The sequence below is a fragment of the Stenotrophomonas sp. GD03819 genome (assembly GCF_029841665.1).
GTDB classification, from domain to species: domain Bacteria; phylum Pseudomonadota; class Gammaproteobacteria; order Xanthomonadales; family Xanthomonadaceae; genus Stenotrophomonas; species Stenotrophomonas geniculata.
The window spans coordinates 1-15,500 of the sequence record NZ_JAOCEW010000062.1; the positions used below are offsets into that span (position 1 = coordinate 1).

The 15,500-nt window shown below is 66.5% G+C and carries 11 protein-coding genes; 7 read left to right on the plus strand and 4 right to left on the minus strand.

Going from position 1 to position 15,500, the window contains the following annotated elements; translation table 11 throughout:
• Positions 1 to 257 precede the first annotated feature (257 nt).
• A complete protein-coding gene (locus N5D45_RS21980; RefSeq protein WP_049412331.1) occupies positions 258 to 1,967 on the minus strand; it encodes a M28 family metallopeptidase in 1,710 nt (569 codons plus the stop codon).
• An 86-nt stretch (positions 1,968 to 2,053) separates the two neighbouring features.
• The gene (locus N5D45_RS21985) at positions 2,054 to 2,716 is read right to left on the minus strand and encodes a hypothetical protein (RefSeq protein ID WP_010484244.1); all 663 of its coding nucleotides are present in this window, start codon (positions 2,714 to 2,716) and stop codon (positions 2,054 to 2,056) included.
• Positions 2,717 to 2,811: 95 nt separating this feature from the next.
• Between N5D45_RS21985 and N5D45_RS21990 the strand changes: the two genes are divergently transcribed.
• Positions 2,812 to 4,110, plus strand: a complete 1,299-nt coding sequence (locus tag N5D45_RS21990; protein WP_049454548.1) for a peptidoglycan DD-metalloendopeptidase family protein — start codon at positions 2,812 to 2,814, stop codon at positions 4,108 to 4,110.
• Between the two features lie 108 nt (positions 4,111 to 4,218).
• Positions 4,219 to 5,679, plus strand: coding sequence for a S41 family peptidase (locus tag N5D45_RS21995; protein ID WP_279939633.1), 1,461 nt, complete (start codon positions 4,219 to 4,221; stop codon positions 5,677 to 5,679).
• An 83-nt stretch (positions 5,680 to 5,762) separates the two neighbouring features.
• On the opposite strand, the gene N5D45_RS22000 is transcribed toward N5D45_RS21995, so the two are convergent.
• Complete coding sequence (locus N5D45_RS22000) at positions 5,763 to 6,455, minus strand: rhomboid family intramembrane serine protease (RefSeq protein ID WP_010484241.1); 693 nt, start codon at positions 6,453 to 6,455, stop codon at positions 5,763 to 5,765.
• 227 nt (positions 6,456 to 6,682) lie between these two features.
• On the opposite strand from N5D45_RS22000, the gene N5D45_RS22005 reads away from it, so the two are divergent.
• Complete coding sequence (locus N5D45_RS22005) at positions 6,683 to 8,032, plus strand: outer membrane protein transport protein (RefSeq protein WP_010484240.1); 1,350 nt, start codon at positions 6,683 to 6,685, stop codon at positions 8,030 to 8,032.
• 142 nt (positions 8,033 to 8,174) lie between these two features.
• Positions 8,175 to 8,747: a nicotinamide riboside transporter PnuC gene (pnuC, locus tag N5D45_RS22010; protein WP_260363938.1), complete on the plus strand. Its 573-nt coding sequence runs from the start codon at positions 8,175 to 8,177 to the stop codon at positions 8,745 to 8,747.
• A 118-nt stretch (positions 8,748 to 8,865) separates the two neighbouring features.
• On the opposite strand, the gene putA is transcribed toward pnuC, so the two are convergent.
• Positions 8,866 to 12,084, minus strand: coding sequence for a bifunctional proline dehydrogenase/L-glutamate gamma-semialdehyde dehydrogenase PutA (gene putA, locus N5D45_RS22015; protein ID WP_109815218.1), 3,219 nt, complete (start codon positions 12,082 to 12,084; stop codon positions 8,866 to 8,868).
• 274 nt (positions 12,085 to 12,358) lie between these two features.
• Between putA and N5D45_RS22020 the strand changes: the two genes are divergently transcribed.
• The 3 genes from N5D45_RS22020 to ctaD are packed head-to-tail and all read left to right on the plus strand — an operon-like array spanning position 12,359 to position 15,479.
• Complete coding sequence (locus N5D45_RS22020) at positions 12,359 to 12,835, plus strand: DUF2244 domain-containing protein (protein WP_004153894.1); 477 nt, start codon at positions 12,359 to 12,361, stop codon at positions 12,833 to 12,835.
• 11 nt (positions 12,836 to 12,846) lie between these two features.
• On the plus strand, positions 12,847 to 13,812 hold the full coding sequence (gene coxB / locus N5D45_RS22025) for a cytochrome c oxidase subunit II (RefSeq protein ID WP_053442407.1): 966 nt from the start codon (positions 12,847 to 12,849) through the stop codon (positions 13,810 to 13,812).
• Between the two features lie 59 nt (positions 13,813 to 13,871).
• A complete protein-coding gene (gene ctaD, locus N5D45_RS22030) occupies positions 13,872 to 15,479 on the plus strand; it encodes a cytochrome c oxidase subunit I (RefSeq protein ID WP_005407790.1) in 1,608 nt (535 codons plus the stop codon).
• The last annotated feature ends 21 nt before the right edge of the window (positions 15,480 to 15,500 follow it).

The following is a 15,500-nucleotide window of genomic DNA, read 5'->3' on the forward strand; positions in this document are numbered from 1 at the left end:
CACGCAGCGGGGTTTTTCTTTGACCGCCGCGAGCGGCGGCGCCAACCACGGTTGGCGACTACCGATAGCAGAGGGATCAGCGGTAGATCCACGCCATGCGTGGATGCTCCCTGCAAGGAACCAAGGCGCCAACCCAGGTTGGCCGCTACACACAGCAGGCCAGGGTTGGCACCCACCAATGGCGGAGCGCACAAAAAAACGGCGCCCCGTGGGGCGCCGCTCTGCTCTCAACGATGTTCAGTCGAGCATGGCCCGACTTACTTGGCCGGGGCCTTGTCCTTCATCATCGCGTCGCGGGCCGCCTTGAACGGGTTGCCCTCATACCAGTTCGGCCAACGATCGCCGCCGGCCAGCTCCTTGCCGACGCCATACATCAGTTGCAGGTCTTCGACCGTACCGTCCAGCTTCCAGGTGGACGCATCGAATTCGTCCTTCGGCCCGTGGTAACGGTTGGCACCGTAGTCCGCCGCGGCCTTGCGGCCAGCGTCCACGCCACCCTCGCGCAGGTCTTCGCCTCCATCGGCGTACAGGGCCGGCACGCCGGCCTTGGCGAAGTTGAAGTGATCCGAACGGAAGTAGAAGCCGCTCTGCACCGAGGTCTCACCATGCAGCGTGCGGTCCTGGGCCGCAGCCAGCGGCTTGAGGATGTCTTCCAGCTCCGAGCTGCCGAAGCCGGTGACGGTCACGTCCTTGGCACGGCCGGCCACCGACATCGCATCGATGTTGATCACACCGGCGATCTTGTCCAGCGGGAAGGTCGGATGGGAGACGTAGTACTTCGAACCCAGCAGGCCGGACTCTTCCAGAGTCACCGCCAGGAACACCACCGAACGTTCCGGCTTCGGCTCCTGGTGGGCCATCGCTTCAGCCACCTCAAGGATGCCGGCCACGCCGGTCGCGTTGTCGACCGCACCGTTGTAGATGTTGTCGCCGGTTTCACCCTCGTGCTTGCCCAGGTGGTCCCAGTGCGCCATGTACAGCACGGCTTCGTCGGCACGCTTGCTGCCCGGCAAAACGCCCACCACGTTGCGCGACTGCTTCTGCGCGATCTGGCTCTTCAGGTCGACCGCGGCGGTGGCCTTCAGCGGCACCGGCTTGAAGCCGCGCTTGCTCGCATCCTTGTAAGCCTGCGCCAGGTCCAGGCCGGCACCGGCAAACAGCGCCTTGGCGGCGTCGGCGCTCAGCCAGCCCTGCACCGGAATGCGGGCATCCGGGTCATCCTTCGCCGGCAGGTCGTACTGCGGCCCGGCCCAGGAGTTCTTCACCACGTCCCAGCCATAGGAGGCACCGGCAGTGTCGTGCACGATCAGCGCGGCAGCGGCGCCCTTGCGCGCTGCCTCCTCGAACTTGTAGGTCCAGCGGCCGTAGTAGGTCATGCGCTTGCCGTCGAACAGCTTCGCGTCATCGACATGGAAGCCCGGGTCGTTGACGAACATCACGACCGTCTTACCCTTCCAATCCTGGCCGGCATAGTCATTCCACTTCTGCTCCGGCGCATCGACGCCGTAGCCGACGAACACCAGGTCGCTGGCATCGACCTTCACCTCGGCCTGGCCGGTACGGGTACCCACCACCATGTCGGTGCCGAACTTCAGCTCGGTGGTCTTGCCGCCCTGGGTGATCTTCAGCACGGTCGACGCGTCGGCCGTGGTCTCGGTCATCGGCACATCCTGGAACCAGCTGTCACCGTTGCCAGGCTGCAGGCCGATGCGCTGCATCTGGTCGCGGATGTAGTTGACCGTCAGTTCCTCGCCCTTGCTGCCCGGGGCGCGGCCTTCGAATTCATCCGAAGCCAGCGTCTTGACCATCTCGGCGAAGTCGCCGGCGTTGATCTCCGGCGAGAACGCATGGGTCGCCGGCTTGGCAGCGGCGGTGTCGGTGGCCGGCGCGGGCGCCGGAGTGTCTTCGCCTTTGCAGGCACTGAGCGCGGCCGCAGCGGCCAGGCACAGGAGGAGTTTGCGGGGCATCGTCGATTCCTGGAAAACAAAGGGCGGCCGTACCTCGTGTACGACCGGTAACAGCGAGTATCACCGAACCGATGGGCGCGATGTGCTCAGTCCGCCGGAGCGGTTTCGGTGTCGAACGGGATCGGCTCGGCGCCGGTCACCGGGCCGATGCGGGCCGTGCGGTGCACGTACAGCACAACCTCGCGCTCGAACTGCAACGGGCCGTCGACCACGGCATTCGGGCCGATGATCACGCGTGGCTTGCGGCTGGCGGTCAGCGAGACGCTGAAGTTCGGCTTGCGCACGTGCACACCGCCCTTGACCTGCGAACCGATGCCCACGGTGATGTCACCGTTGACGGTTTCCACGTCGTTGCCGACGCGGCTTTCGACCAGCCCGATGCCGCCGTTCACAGTTTCAACGCCGCCTTCGATCTGGCTGCCGCGATCGCTGAAGATGCTGCCGTTGACGGTGCTGACGTTGCCATGGGCGATCACTTCGCGGCCCAGACGCACACCGCCGTTGACCGTTTCGATCTTGCCGGTGCGCGCGCGATCGGCGACCTTCACCCCGCCGTTGACGGTGTCGATGCTGCCGGTCTCGACGCCTTCGCCGACGCGGATGCCGCCGTTGACGGTGTCCAGCTTGCCGTAGCGCTGGCCGGGTTCGGCGCTGATGCTGCCGTTGACCTTGCTGATGTTCTCCTGGGCGCAGACCGGCCCGGTGGCCAGCAGTACGCCCAACAGCAGCGGAATGGAGAGAGCTTTCATGGGGACCTCGATGGATGTGCGGCTGGCAGGCCGCGTGCGGAGATGTCACCATTCCCCGGTACCCCCTGCAACTGCCTGAAGTCACTGGAAAGCCCTTGCGCAACAACGTCTTCCCATCACGCCGACATCACATCGCCGCTGCCCGCGGCGGGCGCTGCCTGCTGTTGGGGCTGGCCTTGGCACTGGCGTTGCCGTTGCCGGGTGCCGCGCAGACCACGCGCGAGACCGAGCGCAAGCTGCAGAAACTGCGCAATGAGCTGAAGGGCGTGGCGCAGGAGCGCCGGCAGATCGAAGGCCAGCGTGGCCAGGCCTCGCAGCAGCTGCGCGAGGCAGATGAGAAGGTGGCCCGCACCGGCCGTGCGCTTGCGCAGACGGAAACCGCGCTGCGCGAGCAGGGAAGGGCCCTGGCCGAGGCCGAACAACGCCGCAGCACGCTGCAGGCCAACCTCGCCCAGCAGCATCGCGAGCTGGCCGGCCTGCTGCGTGCAGCCTACCAGCTGGGCAACCACGCACCACTGAAGCTGCTGTTGTCGCAGGACACGGTAGCCGATGCCAATCGCGCCCTGGCCTACCATCGTTACCTGCAACGCGAGCGTGCGCAGCGGATCACCACGCTGACCGCCGACCTGAAGGAACTGGAAGCGCTGCAGGCGCAGATCGCCGAGCGCAAGCAGAAGCTGCAGGGTGCACAACAGGACCAGAAGCAGCAGGCGGCGGCGCTGGAAGCCGACCGTCGCGATCGCGCCAAGACCGTGGCCTCGCTGGACGAACGCTTCAAGGACCAGCGCGAGAAGGAACAGGCGCTGGGCCAGGACGCCAAGGCGCTGGAAACACTGCTGGCCAATCTGCGCGCGGCCGCCGCCCGCGCCGAGGCCGAGCGTCGCGCGGCTGCACGCCGAGCCGCCGCCGAAAAGGCCGCTGCCGAGCGGGCCGCACGCCAGGCCGCTGCGCAGGGCCGCCCGCCGCCGCCGACCAAGGTTCCGCCGGCGGTGGCGTCGGCACCGGCGCCGAAGGTCGGTGGCCTGGGCTGGCCGTTGTCCGGCAACCTGCTGGCCCGCTATGGCGGCAAGCTGCCTGATGGCCGCACCAGCAGCGGCGTGCTGATCGGTGCACCGGCCGGCAGCACCGTCACCGCGGTGGCCGATGGCACTGTGGTGTTCTCCGACTGGATGACCGGCTACGGCATGATCCTGATCGTCGACCACGGCAACGGCTACATGAGCCTGTACGCCCACAACGACACCCTGCTCAAGGATGCCGGCGCGCGGGTCAGCCGTGGTGATGCGGTGGCCAAGGTCGGCAATTCCGGCGGCCAGGGCGTCACCGCGCTGTATTTCGAGCTGCGTCGTGGTGGGCAGCCGGTGAACCCTGACAGCTGGCTGCAGCGGCGCTGAATCCAGCGCTTCCGCGTGCAGGGCGGATTCAACGGGAATTTAGCTGTGCTTCGCGCATAATCGGTGCATGTGCCTTGGGCACCATGCCACCGTCGACAGGAGTGATCCATGCGCGCAGCCCGTACCGCCACCCTCTTGCTGGCCCTGTTGCCAGCGCTGTCCTGGGCGCAGCAGACCGCGCCCGCCCCGAGCCAGGAAACCGGCGGGCAGGCAGCGAGCAGCGAGGAGGCGGTGACCTCGAAGGTGCCGCTGGAGGACATCCGCCGCTTCGTGGCCGTCTACAACGCAGTGCGGGCCGCCTACGTCGATCCGGTCGATGACAAGAAGCTGATGCAGGCCGCGGTGCGTGGCCTGCTGCTCGACCTCGACCCGCACAGCACCTACTTCAACAAGGAAGACGCGCAGGCGTTCGACGAGCAGGCCAGCGGCGCCTACGAAGGCATCGGCGTGGAGCTGCAGCAGCAGCCCGACAACGCCAGCATGAAGGTGATTTCGCCGATCGACGACACGCCGGCGGCGAAGGCCGGCATCCTCGCCGGTGACCTGATCATCGCCATCGACGGCAAGCCGATCAGCGCGATCGATGCCAGCGAACCGCTGCGCGGCCCGGCCGGCAGCAAGGTGGTGCTGACCATCGTGCGCGAAGGCAAGCCCAAGCCCTTCGATGTCAGCCTCACCCGGCAGACCATCCGCGTGACCAGTGTGCGCAGCCGCCTGCTGGAACCCGGCTATGGCTATATCCGCCTGAGCACGTTCCAGGCCGACACCGGTTCGGACTTCCAGAAGCACGTGCAGCAGCTGCAGAAGCAGTCCGGTGGCCAGCTCAAGGGCCTGGTGCTGGATCTGCGCAGCAACCCGGGTGGCCTGCTGACCGCTGCCGTGCAGGTGGCCGACGACCTGCTCGACAAGGGCAACATCGTCAGCACCCGCGGCCGCATCAGCATCAGCGATGCACGCTTCGATGCGACCCCGGGCGATCTGTTGAAGGGTGCACCGGTGGTGGTGCTGGTCGATGCGGGTTCGGCCAGTGCCTCGGAAGTGCTGGCCGGCGCACTGCGCGACAACAAGCGCGCCCGCGTGGTCGGCAGCCGCACCTTCGGCAAGGGCTCGGTGCAGACCGTGCTGCCGCTGGACAACGGTGATTCGGTGAAGCTGACCACCGCGCGTTATTACACGCCCAGCGGCAAGTCGATCCAGGCCACCGGCATCGTGCCGGAGGTCGAACTGAAGCCTGCGGCGCGCTCGGAAGACGAGGCGCTGCCGGCCAGCCTGAGCGATTACAGCGAAGCGACCCTGCCGGGCCATCTGCGCGGTGACGACGAAGGCACCGAGGGCTACCACGCCGGCGCCGTACTGCCGGGCGATGGCCCGATCAACGACGCGCTGGCTGAGCTGAAGAATCCGGGTTCGGTGGCTGCACGCTTGAAGGCCGAAGCGGCGAAAGCGGATGCGGCGAAGGCCGCGAAGGCCACAGCTGCGAAGCCGGAGGCGAAGGTAGAACCGAAGCCGGAAGCGAAGCCGGAAGCAAAGCCGGAAGCAAAGCCCGCACCGGCTCCGGCCAAGCCCTGATTCTGTAGCGTCGAGCCGTGCTCGACTGATCTACGAACGAGCGGGTGAGCGTGACGCCGGCCAGCGGCCGGCACCCCAGGGGGTCAGAAGCCGTGCCGCTTGCGCAGGCGGCGTGCGATCGCGGCGCGCACGTACACGCCGTACAGCAGGCCGAACAGGAAGCCACCGATGTGCGCCCACCAGGCCACCATGCCGAAGCTGGGGCCGATATGGGCGAACACCACCTGCAGCGCCGCCCAGACGCCGATCAGCAGGTAGGCCGGGGCGCGCACGAACTCCAGGAACAGGCCCAGCGGGATCACCACGCCCAGCCGGGCGCCCGGGAACAGGGCCAGATAGGCGCCGATCAGCGCTGACACCGCACCGCTGGCACCGATGATGATCTGGTCCGGGCTGCCCATGGTGTAGATGGCCACCAGATTGGACACCGCACCGCCGACCAGGAACAGCAGCAGCAGGCGCCACGGGCCCAGCACCCGTTCGGCGGGCAGGCCGAAGATCAGCAGGAACACCAGATTGCCCAGCAGGTGTGACCAGTCCGCGTGCAGGAACAGGGCGGTGAACAGGCGCAGCACGCTGCCGTCCTGCAGGGTCGCCCACCAGTCCAGCGGGTGGGTCAGGCCGGTGGACAGGGCGCCCCAGTCCAGCCAGAGGCTGCCCCGGGCGTCATCCGGACGCGAGATCGACCACAGGAACGCCAGCCACAGTGCCGCAAACAGCACGGGCGTGGCCCAGCGCAGGGCTGCCTTCTTGCGCGACGGGAGGGAGACGAACATGGGCACTAGCCTAGCGTGAGGGCGCTTACGGCGGGGATTGTCCTGTTCAGCTTTTGAGACGAAAAAGCGCCTGCGCTGTTATTGTTTCATTAACAGGTCTGGGTAATACTCGCATACGGCGTCGTATGTCGGGAGGGGAATCCGGCGCGCTCCGAAGGGCCCCAAGGCCCGCCGGGCGCAGGCGCACTCAGAGCACCATCACCGCTTACCGGAGAGAGAGAACTACGATGCAAACCGCTTCCACCATTGCCCGATTGACCCTGCTGGCCGTCGGCGTTGCCGGTGCGCTGGCTGCCGCCGACGCCAATGCCGCTGCCTTCCAGCTGAAGGAAAACAGCGCCAAGGGCCTGGGCCGCGCGTTCGCCGGCTCCGGCAGCGCCGAAGGCGACGCCTCCATCATCGCCGTCAACCCGGCCGGCATGCGCCAGCTCGATGGCACCCTGGTCCAGGGCGACCTGAGCGCCATCAGCTTCAAGGCCGAGTTCAAGGGCCAGGGCCGCAATGCAGCAGGCCGTCCGCAGACCGGTGGTGACGGCGGCGACGCCGGCATGATCGCTCCGGTTCCGGCCGCGTACTTCCACATGCCGATCGGCGAGAAGGCCCACTTCGGTGTGTCGCTGACCGCACCGTTCGGCTTCAAGACCGAATACGACAACGGTTGGGTCGGTCGTTACAGCGGCCTGAAGACCGATCTGAAGGCCATCGACCTCGGCTTCGCCGCGTCGTATGACGTCAACCCATACGTGTCCTTCGGCGCGTCGGTGTTCGTCGAACACCTGACCATCGAGCTGAGCAACGCCGTCGACTACGGCAGCATCCTGGCCGGTGCCGGCGCTCCGGGCTTCGCCCCGGGCAGCGCCGATGGCACCCTGAAGATCGAGGGTGACAACAATGCCGTGGGCTGGACCGTCGGTGGCCTGTTCTCGATCGACGAGAACACCCACATCGGCCTGAGCTACCGTTCGAAGGTCGAGCACAAGATCACCGGTGGTGATGCGACCTTCAGCGGCGCCGACCGCGCCCGTTCCCTGCTGACCAACTCGCCGCGTACCCGCGGTTGGTTCATGGACACCAGCGGCAAGGCCACGGTGACCATGCCGGCCTCGGCCACCCTGAGCGTGACCCACAAGGTCAACGACCGCTGGACCGTGATGGGCGACGTGACCCGCACCGCCTGGTCGACCGCCTTTGACAGCGTCACCGTCGACTACGCTTCGCCGCAGGCGGATTCGGTCCTGGAGTTCGGCTACCGTGACACCACCTTCGTGTCGCTGGGCGCTGACTACAAGCTGAGCGACACCGTCACCCTGCGCGGTGGTGTTGCGCTGGACCAGACCCCGACCACCGACGCCCACCGCGACGTCCGCGTGCCGGATACCAGCCGCAAGTGGCTGTCGCTGGGTGTGGGCTGGACCCCGTCGCAGAACACCGAGTGGAACTTTGGCTACACCCACCTGTTCACCAGCGATCCGAACGTGAACGTGCGTGCGACCACTGCCAACCAGGGCAACTCGCTGTCGGGCAAGTACAAGGTCCGTGGCGACGTGCTGGCTGCTTCGTTCCAGTACAAGTTCTGATCCAGGCCTCGGCCTGACGCAGTACACGGAAGGCCCCGCGCAAGCGGGGCCTTCTTTTTTTGTGGAACGCCTTGGGGCATCCACGCAGGGTGTGGATCCAGCCGATTGCCTACGCAGCGCGTGGATCCACGACAATAGCGCGATGAACCTGTCCGACCCGAACTTCCAGCTGGAGCTGGCCGCCAACATCGCCGTCGCCGGCTCGATCCTGCTGGCCGGCCGCAACAACGTGCACACCTGGTGGCTGGGCATCGTCGGCTGCGCGCTGTTCGCGGCGGTGTTCGAGCGCTCTCACCTGTATGCAGACATGGTGCTGCAGTTCTTCTTCATCGCCATCAGCGTGCTGGGCTGGTGGCAGTGGCTGCGCGGCGACCACGGTGCACCCCTGCCGATCACCTCATTGCGACCGCGTGCCTGGACGTGGCTGGCACCACTGGCGGTGGTGGCGACCTTCGGCTACGGCTGGATGCTGACCCGCCTGACCAACGCCTACGCGCCCTACATCGATTCGGCGGTGCTGGTGCTGAGCGTGATCGCCCAGATCCTGATGATGCGGCGCAAGCTGGAATCGTGGTGGGTGTGGCTGCTGGTGAATACCGTCGCGGTGCCGCTGTACTACAGCCGTGGCCTGCATCTGACCTCGATCCTGTACATCGGTTTCTGGATCAACGCACTGGTGGCGTTGCGCCACTGGCGCAATCTGATGCGGGTGTAGAGCCGAGCCCATGCTCGGCTGTACCGTTCAAGCCGAGCATGGGCTCGGCTCTACAGCAAGCAATGCACAAAAAACCCCGCTTTCGCGGGGTTTCTCGTTTGCCGCATCAACCGGGCGATCAGTCGCCCAGGGTCAGCAGCGAGGCGTTGCCGCCGGCGGCAGTGGTGTTCACCGTCACCGTCTTTTCGGTGGCGAAACGCAGCAGGTAGTGCGGGCCGCCGGCCTTCGGACCGGTGCCGGACAGGCCCTGGCCGCCGAACGGCTGCACGCCGACCACCGCACCGATCTGGTTGCGGTTGACGTAGACGTTGCCGACGTGGACGCCGTTGCTGATGCGATCAACGGTTTCGTCGATGCGCGAATGCACGCCCAGGGTCAGGCCGTAGCCGGTGGCGTTGATCTGGTCGATCACCGCGTCGAGCTGGTCGCCCTTCCAGCGGATGACGTGCAGCACCGGACCGAACACTTCCTTCTGCAGCTGGCCCAGGTCCTTCAGTTCGTACGCGCGCGGTGCGAAGAAGGTGCCATTGGCGGCTTCGGCGGACAGCTCGGCAGCGGCGATCAGGCGCGCTTCGCGGTCCATGCGTTCGGCGTGGTCCTGCAGGATCTTCAGTGCATCGGCGTCGATCACCGGGCCGACGTCGGTGGACAGCAGGCCGGGGTTGCCGACCTTCAGCTCCTTCATCGCACCGGCCAGCATGGTCATCACCTTGTCGGCGATGTCGTCCTGCACGAACAGCACGCGCGCGGCCGAGCAGCGCTGGCCGGCGGAGGTGAAGGCCGAACCGATCGCGTCCTTGACCAGCTGTTCCGGCAGCGCCGAGGAATCGGCGATGAAGGCATTCTGGCCGCCGGTCTCGGCAATCAGCACACCGATGGCGGCGTCACGTGCGGCCATCGCGCGGTTGATCGCACGGGCGGTGTCGGTGGAACCGGTGAAGGCCACGCCGGCCACGCGCGGGTCGGCGGTCAGCGCGGCACCGACGGTGGCGCCGTCGCCGGGCAGGAACTGCACCACTTCGGCCGGCACGCCGGCGTCGTGCAGCAGCTTCACCGCGTAGTAGCCGATCAGATTGGTCTGCTCGGCCGGCTTGGCGATCACGCTGTTGCCAGCGGCGAGTGCAGCGGCCACCTGGCCCAGGAAGATCGCCAGCGGGAAGTTCCACGGGCTGATGCAGACGAACACGCCGCGGCCGTGCAGCTGCAGCTCGTTGGATTCACCGGTCGGGCTCGGCAGCTTCTCGGCGTGGCTGAACTGCTCGCGTGCCTGCTTGGCGTAGTAGCGCAGGAAATCCACCGCTTCGCGCACTTCGGCGATGCTGTCGGGCAGGCTCTTGCCGGCTTCCTTCACGCACAGCGCCATGAACTCCGGCATGCGCGCTTCCAGCTGGTCGGCGGCGTGCTCGAGGATGGCGGCGCGGCTGGCGGCCGGGGTGCGGTTCCAGGCCGGCTGCGCGGCCACGGCATTGGCCAGGGCCTTCTGCACGGTGGCAGCGTCGGCGGCCAGCCACTGGCCGACCACTTCGCGGGTGTCGGCCGGGTTGGTCACCGGCAGCGCGGCGCCGGCCGGGTTCGCACCCGGTACCAGCGGAGCGGCCTGCCAGGGCTTCACAGCCGCGTTGATCTGCTCGGCCAGGGCGCGCAGTTCGTTGTCGTTGGCGAGATTGGCGCCCATGGAGTTCTTCCTGTCGTGGTTCTGGCTGCGCAGCAGGTCAACCGGCAGCGGGATCTTGGGATGCGGAATCGATTCGAACGAGGACACCATCTCGACCGGATCGCGGATCAGGTCGGCGATCGGCACGCGCTCGTCGGTGATGCGGTTGACGAAGCTGGAGTTGGCGCCGTTTTCCAGCAGGCGGCGCACCAGGTACGGCAGCAGGTCTTCATGTGAACCGACCGGGGCGTACACGCGGCAGGGCAGGTTCAAGCGATCGGCCGGCACCACTTCGGCGTACAGATCGTCACCCATGCCGTGCAGCTTCTGGTGCTCGTACACGCCGCCATTGGCGATGCTGCGCACTGCGGCGATGGTGTGCGCGTTGTGCGTGGCGAACATCGGGTATATCGCGTCGGCATGGGTGAACAGGCGCTTTGCGCAGGCCAGGTAGGACACGTCGGTGTTCTGCTTGCGGGTGAACACCGGGTAGCCCGGATAGCCTTCGATCTGCGCGCGCTTGATCTCGGCATCCCAGTAGGCGCCCTTCACCAGGCGCACCTGCAGGCGGCGACCGGCGCGGCGCGCCATGTCGGCCAGGTGGTCGATCGTGTACGGGGTGCGCTTCTGGTAGGCCTGCACGACCACGCCGAAACCATCCCAGCCGGACAGCGAGGCATCGGAGAACACCTGCTCGATGATGTCCAGCGACAGTTCCAGGCGGTCGGACTCTTCGGCGTCGACGGTGCAGCCGATGCCGTAGCTCTTGGCCAGCTGCGCCAGTTCCAGCACGCCCGGCACCAGGTCCTTCAGTACGCGCTCGCGCTTGGCGTGCTCGTAGCGCGGGTACAGCGCCGACAGCTTGATCGAGATGCCCGGGGCGTTGTTGACGTCGCCGTCCGGACGGCCGCCGCGTGCCTTGTGATCGCCGCCGATGGCGTGGATCGCACGACGGTAGTCTTCCAGGTAGCGCAGCGCGTCCTTCATGGTCAGCGCGCCTTCGCCCAGCATGTCGAAGGAGTAGCGGTAGTTCGCGTTGTCGCCCTTGTGCGAGCGCGACAGCGCTTCGCTGATGGTACGGCCCATGACGAACTGGTGGCCCATGATCTTCATCGCCTGGCGCACGGCCAGGCGCACCACCGGCTCACCCACGCGGCCGACCAGGCGCTTGAACGCGCTGGGCGCATCGGCGCGGGTGGCATCGTTCATCTGCACCAGCTTGCCGGTCAGCATCAGGCCCCAGGTGGAGGCGTTGACCAGCACCGAGTCGCTGCCGCCCAGGTGCTTTTCCCAGTCGGCATCGGCCAGCTTGTCGCGGATCAGCTTGTCGGCGGTGTCCTGGTCCGGAATGCGCAGCAGCGCCTCGGCCACGCACATCAGCAGCACGCCTTCCTCGCTGCCCAGGTCGTACTGGCGCATGAAGGCTTCGATGGCGCCCTGGTCCTTGGCACGCACGCGCACGCGGCCGACCAGGTCGGCGGCCAGCGCCTGCACCCTGGCCTGCTCGTCGGCGGGCAGGCGGGCCTGGGCCAGCAGCTCGCGCACATGGCTGGCCTCGTCCTTCAACCAGGCATCGGTGATGGCCTGGCGGAACGGGTTGGGGGGCGCCGGCAGTTCCGGCGACAGCAGCGCGCCGGGACGCGGAGCGTCGTGGGCGGCAGGGGAGGAGGAAGGTGCGTTCATGCCGGTCCGGCCAGTGGAAAACTTGGCGATTTTAATCATTTTTGCGGGTTCCGGAAGTGCCCCGCAGCCACCTTGGTGAAGTGCTGATAGCCCCTAGCTGCGGTGGATTCAGCGTGTTCAGCAAGCTCGGAAGAATTTGTGCTGAATTCGTCATTTGTGTCGCCGACCTCATGCTGTGTTGCAGCATGGGAAAAAGTGTGAATGCACCCTTGCTACCGGCGAGAGGGCGGGGCTACCATCGAGACGTTTCCCGCGGCAGGAACGCGGTTGCGACATGATCGAGGTGCTTCCAGCTCCGGATGGGTCAGGTACGCAGCTGCGGCTGCGTCCCCCACGGGCGCTCGATGCCCGGCAGTTCGTCCTGTTGTTCACCGTGTTGTCGGGTGCGATGTGGCTGGTGTCCGCCCTCGGGTGGTTGGCCGGCAATGCATTCGCCCCCCTGTTCGCGCTGCTGTACAGCCTGGTGCTGGCGGCGGCGCTGCGTGCCTTGTGGCGCAGCGGAGAACGGCAGGAGGAGATCCGGGTAGTGCCGGCGTACGTGGAGGTCATTCCTGTACCCGGTGGATCGCCGGTGTTCCGGGCCCACCCCCACTGGGTGCGCCTGCTCACCGACGATGAGAGGGTCCGGCTGGCATCCAGCGGCCGGCAGGTGGAGGTGGGGAGTTTCCTCGCGCCGGCCGAACGTCAGACGCTTGCAGAGACACTTGAAAGCTTGCTCGCCGCCAGCGATGGCGGCAACCGACGACGCTAAGGGTCTAGGCAATGAAGCAAAGCAGCAGGTGGGGCACGAAGTGCGTGAACGCGGTTGCCGCAGTGCTGGCGACCGGGGGACTGATGCCGGCGTTGGCCTGGGCCCAGGCGGCCGATCCCAAGCCGTGGCAGCTGAACATGGGCAAGGGGGTGACCCAGACCTCGCGCCTGGCCTGGGAATCGAACAACCTGTCGTTGATCATCTGCACGGTGATCGGCGTCATCGTGTTCGGGGCGATGGCCTACGCCATGTTCAAGTTCCGCAAATCCAAGGGCGCGGTCGCCGCCACCTTCAGCCACAACACCAAGGCCGAGGTGATCTGGACGGTGATCCCGGTGATCATCCTGATCGTGATGGCCTGGCCGGCCACGGCCAACCTGATCAAGATGTACGACACCCGCGATGCCGAGATGACGGTGAAGGTCACCGGCTACCAGTGGATGTGGAAGTACGAATACCTCGGCGAGAACGTCACCTTCACCAGCCGCCTGGACCGCGAGTCCGACCGTGTGCGGCAGAGCGGCGTCGTGCCGACCCGCGAGAGCCATCCGCACTACCTGCTGGATGTCGACAACCGACTGGTGCTGCCGGTCGATACCAAGGTGCGTTTCGTCATCACCTCCGACGACGTGATCCACGCCTGGTGGGTACCGGCGCTGGGCTGGAAGCAGGACGCCATCCCCGGCTTCATCAACGAAGCCTGGACCAGCATCGAGCAGCCCGGCGTGTACCGCGGGCAGTGCGCAGAGCTGTGCGGCAAGGACCACGGCTTCATGCCGATCGTGGTCGAGGCGGTGTCCAAGGAAGACTTCAAGCAGTGGCTGGCGCAGCGCAAGCCTGCGGCGCCTGCCACGCCGGCGGCACCTGCGGCACCGGCCGAACCGACCGAACCGACTGCACCGGCGGGCGAAGCACCGGCTGCGCCTGCTGCTGCAGAAGCGGGCAGCGCACCTGCCACCGCAGCCAGCGGCGCGTGATGTAAAGCCCGCGGCCGCTCGCGGCCGTGGTGACAACCGATTCTGAGAGGTGTTTTGCAATGGCGCACTCGGCAGTTGGGCACGACGATCACCATCACCACCAGAGCTTCTTCGAGCGTTGGTTCTTCTCGACCAACCACAAGGACATCGGCACGCTGTACCTCGGTTTCAGCTTCATCATGTTCATCATCGGTGCGGCGATGAGCGTGGTGATCCGCGCCGAGCTGGCGCAGCCGGGCCTGCAGTTCGTCAAGCCCGAGTTCTTCAACCAGATGACCACCGTGCATGCGCTGGTGATGATCTTCGGTGGCGTGATGCCGGCCTTCGTGGGCCTGGCCAACTGGATGATCCCGCTGCAGATCGGCGCGCCGGACATGGCGCTGCCGCGCATGAACAACTGGTCGTTCTGGCTGCTGCCGGTGGCCTTCAGCCTGCTGCTGCTGACCCTGTTCCTGCCCGGTGGTGCACCGGCCGGTGGCTGGACCCTGTACCCGCCGCTGTCGCTGCAGGGGGGCTACAACGTCGCCTTCAGCGTGTTCGCAATCCACGTGGCCGGCATCAGTTCGATCATGGGCGCGATCAACATCATCGCCACCGTGCTCAACATGCGTGCGCCAGGCATCGACCTGCTGAAGATGCCGATCTTCTGCTGGGCCTGGCTGATCACCGCCTTCCTGCTGATTGCGGTGATGCCGGTGCTGGCCGGTGCGGTGACCATGCTGCTGACCGACAAGTTCTTCGGCACCAGCTTCTTCAATGCCGCCGGTGGCGGTGACCCGGTGATGTACCAGCACATCTTCTGGTTCTTCGGGCACCCCGAGGTCTACATCATGATCCTGCCCGCCTTCGGCGTGGTCAGCGAGATCATCCCGACCTTCAGCCGCAAGCCGCTGTTCGGCTACCAGGCGATGGTGTACGCCACCGCCGCGATCGCGTTCCTGTCGTTCATCGTCTGGGCCCACCACATGTTCACCGTGGGCATGCCGCTGGGTGGCGAGATCTACTTCATGTTCGCCACCATGCTGATCTCGATCCCGACCGGCGTGAAGGTGTTCAACTGGGTCAGCACCATGTGGCGCGGCTCGCTGACGTTCGAAGCGCCGATGCTGTGGTCGGTGGCCTTCGTCATCCTGTTCACCATCGGCGGCTTCTCCGGCCTGATGCTGGCGATCGTTGCCGCCGACTTCCAGTATCACGACACCTACTTCGTGGTCGCCCACTTCCACTACGTGCTGGTGACCGGCGCGGTGTTCGCGCTGATTGCCGCGGTGTACTACTGGTGGCCGAAGTGGACCGGGCGCATGTACAGCGAGAAGTGGGCCAAGGTGCACTTCTGGTGGTCGATCGTGTTCGTCAACCTGCTGTTCTTCCCGCAGCACTTCCTCGGCCTGGCCGGCATGCCGCGCCGTATTCCCGATTACAGCGTGGCCTTCGCCGACTGGAACCTGATCAGCTCGATCGGTGCGTTCGGCATGTTCGTCACGCCGTTCATGATGGCCGCGATCCTGCTGTCCTCGCTGCGCAATGGCGAGAAGGCCGAGGCGCGTTCCTGGGAAGGCGCACGTGGGCTGGAGTGGACGCTGCCATCGCCGGCACCGGCGCACACCTTCACCACGCCGCCGACCATCCGTCCGGGGGATCTGGCGCATGACGACATCACGCACTGAGGTGGGGCATGCATAACGAGA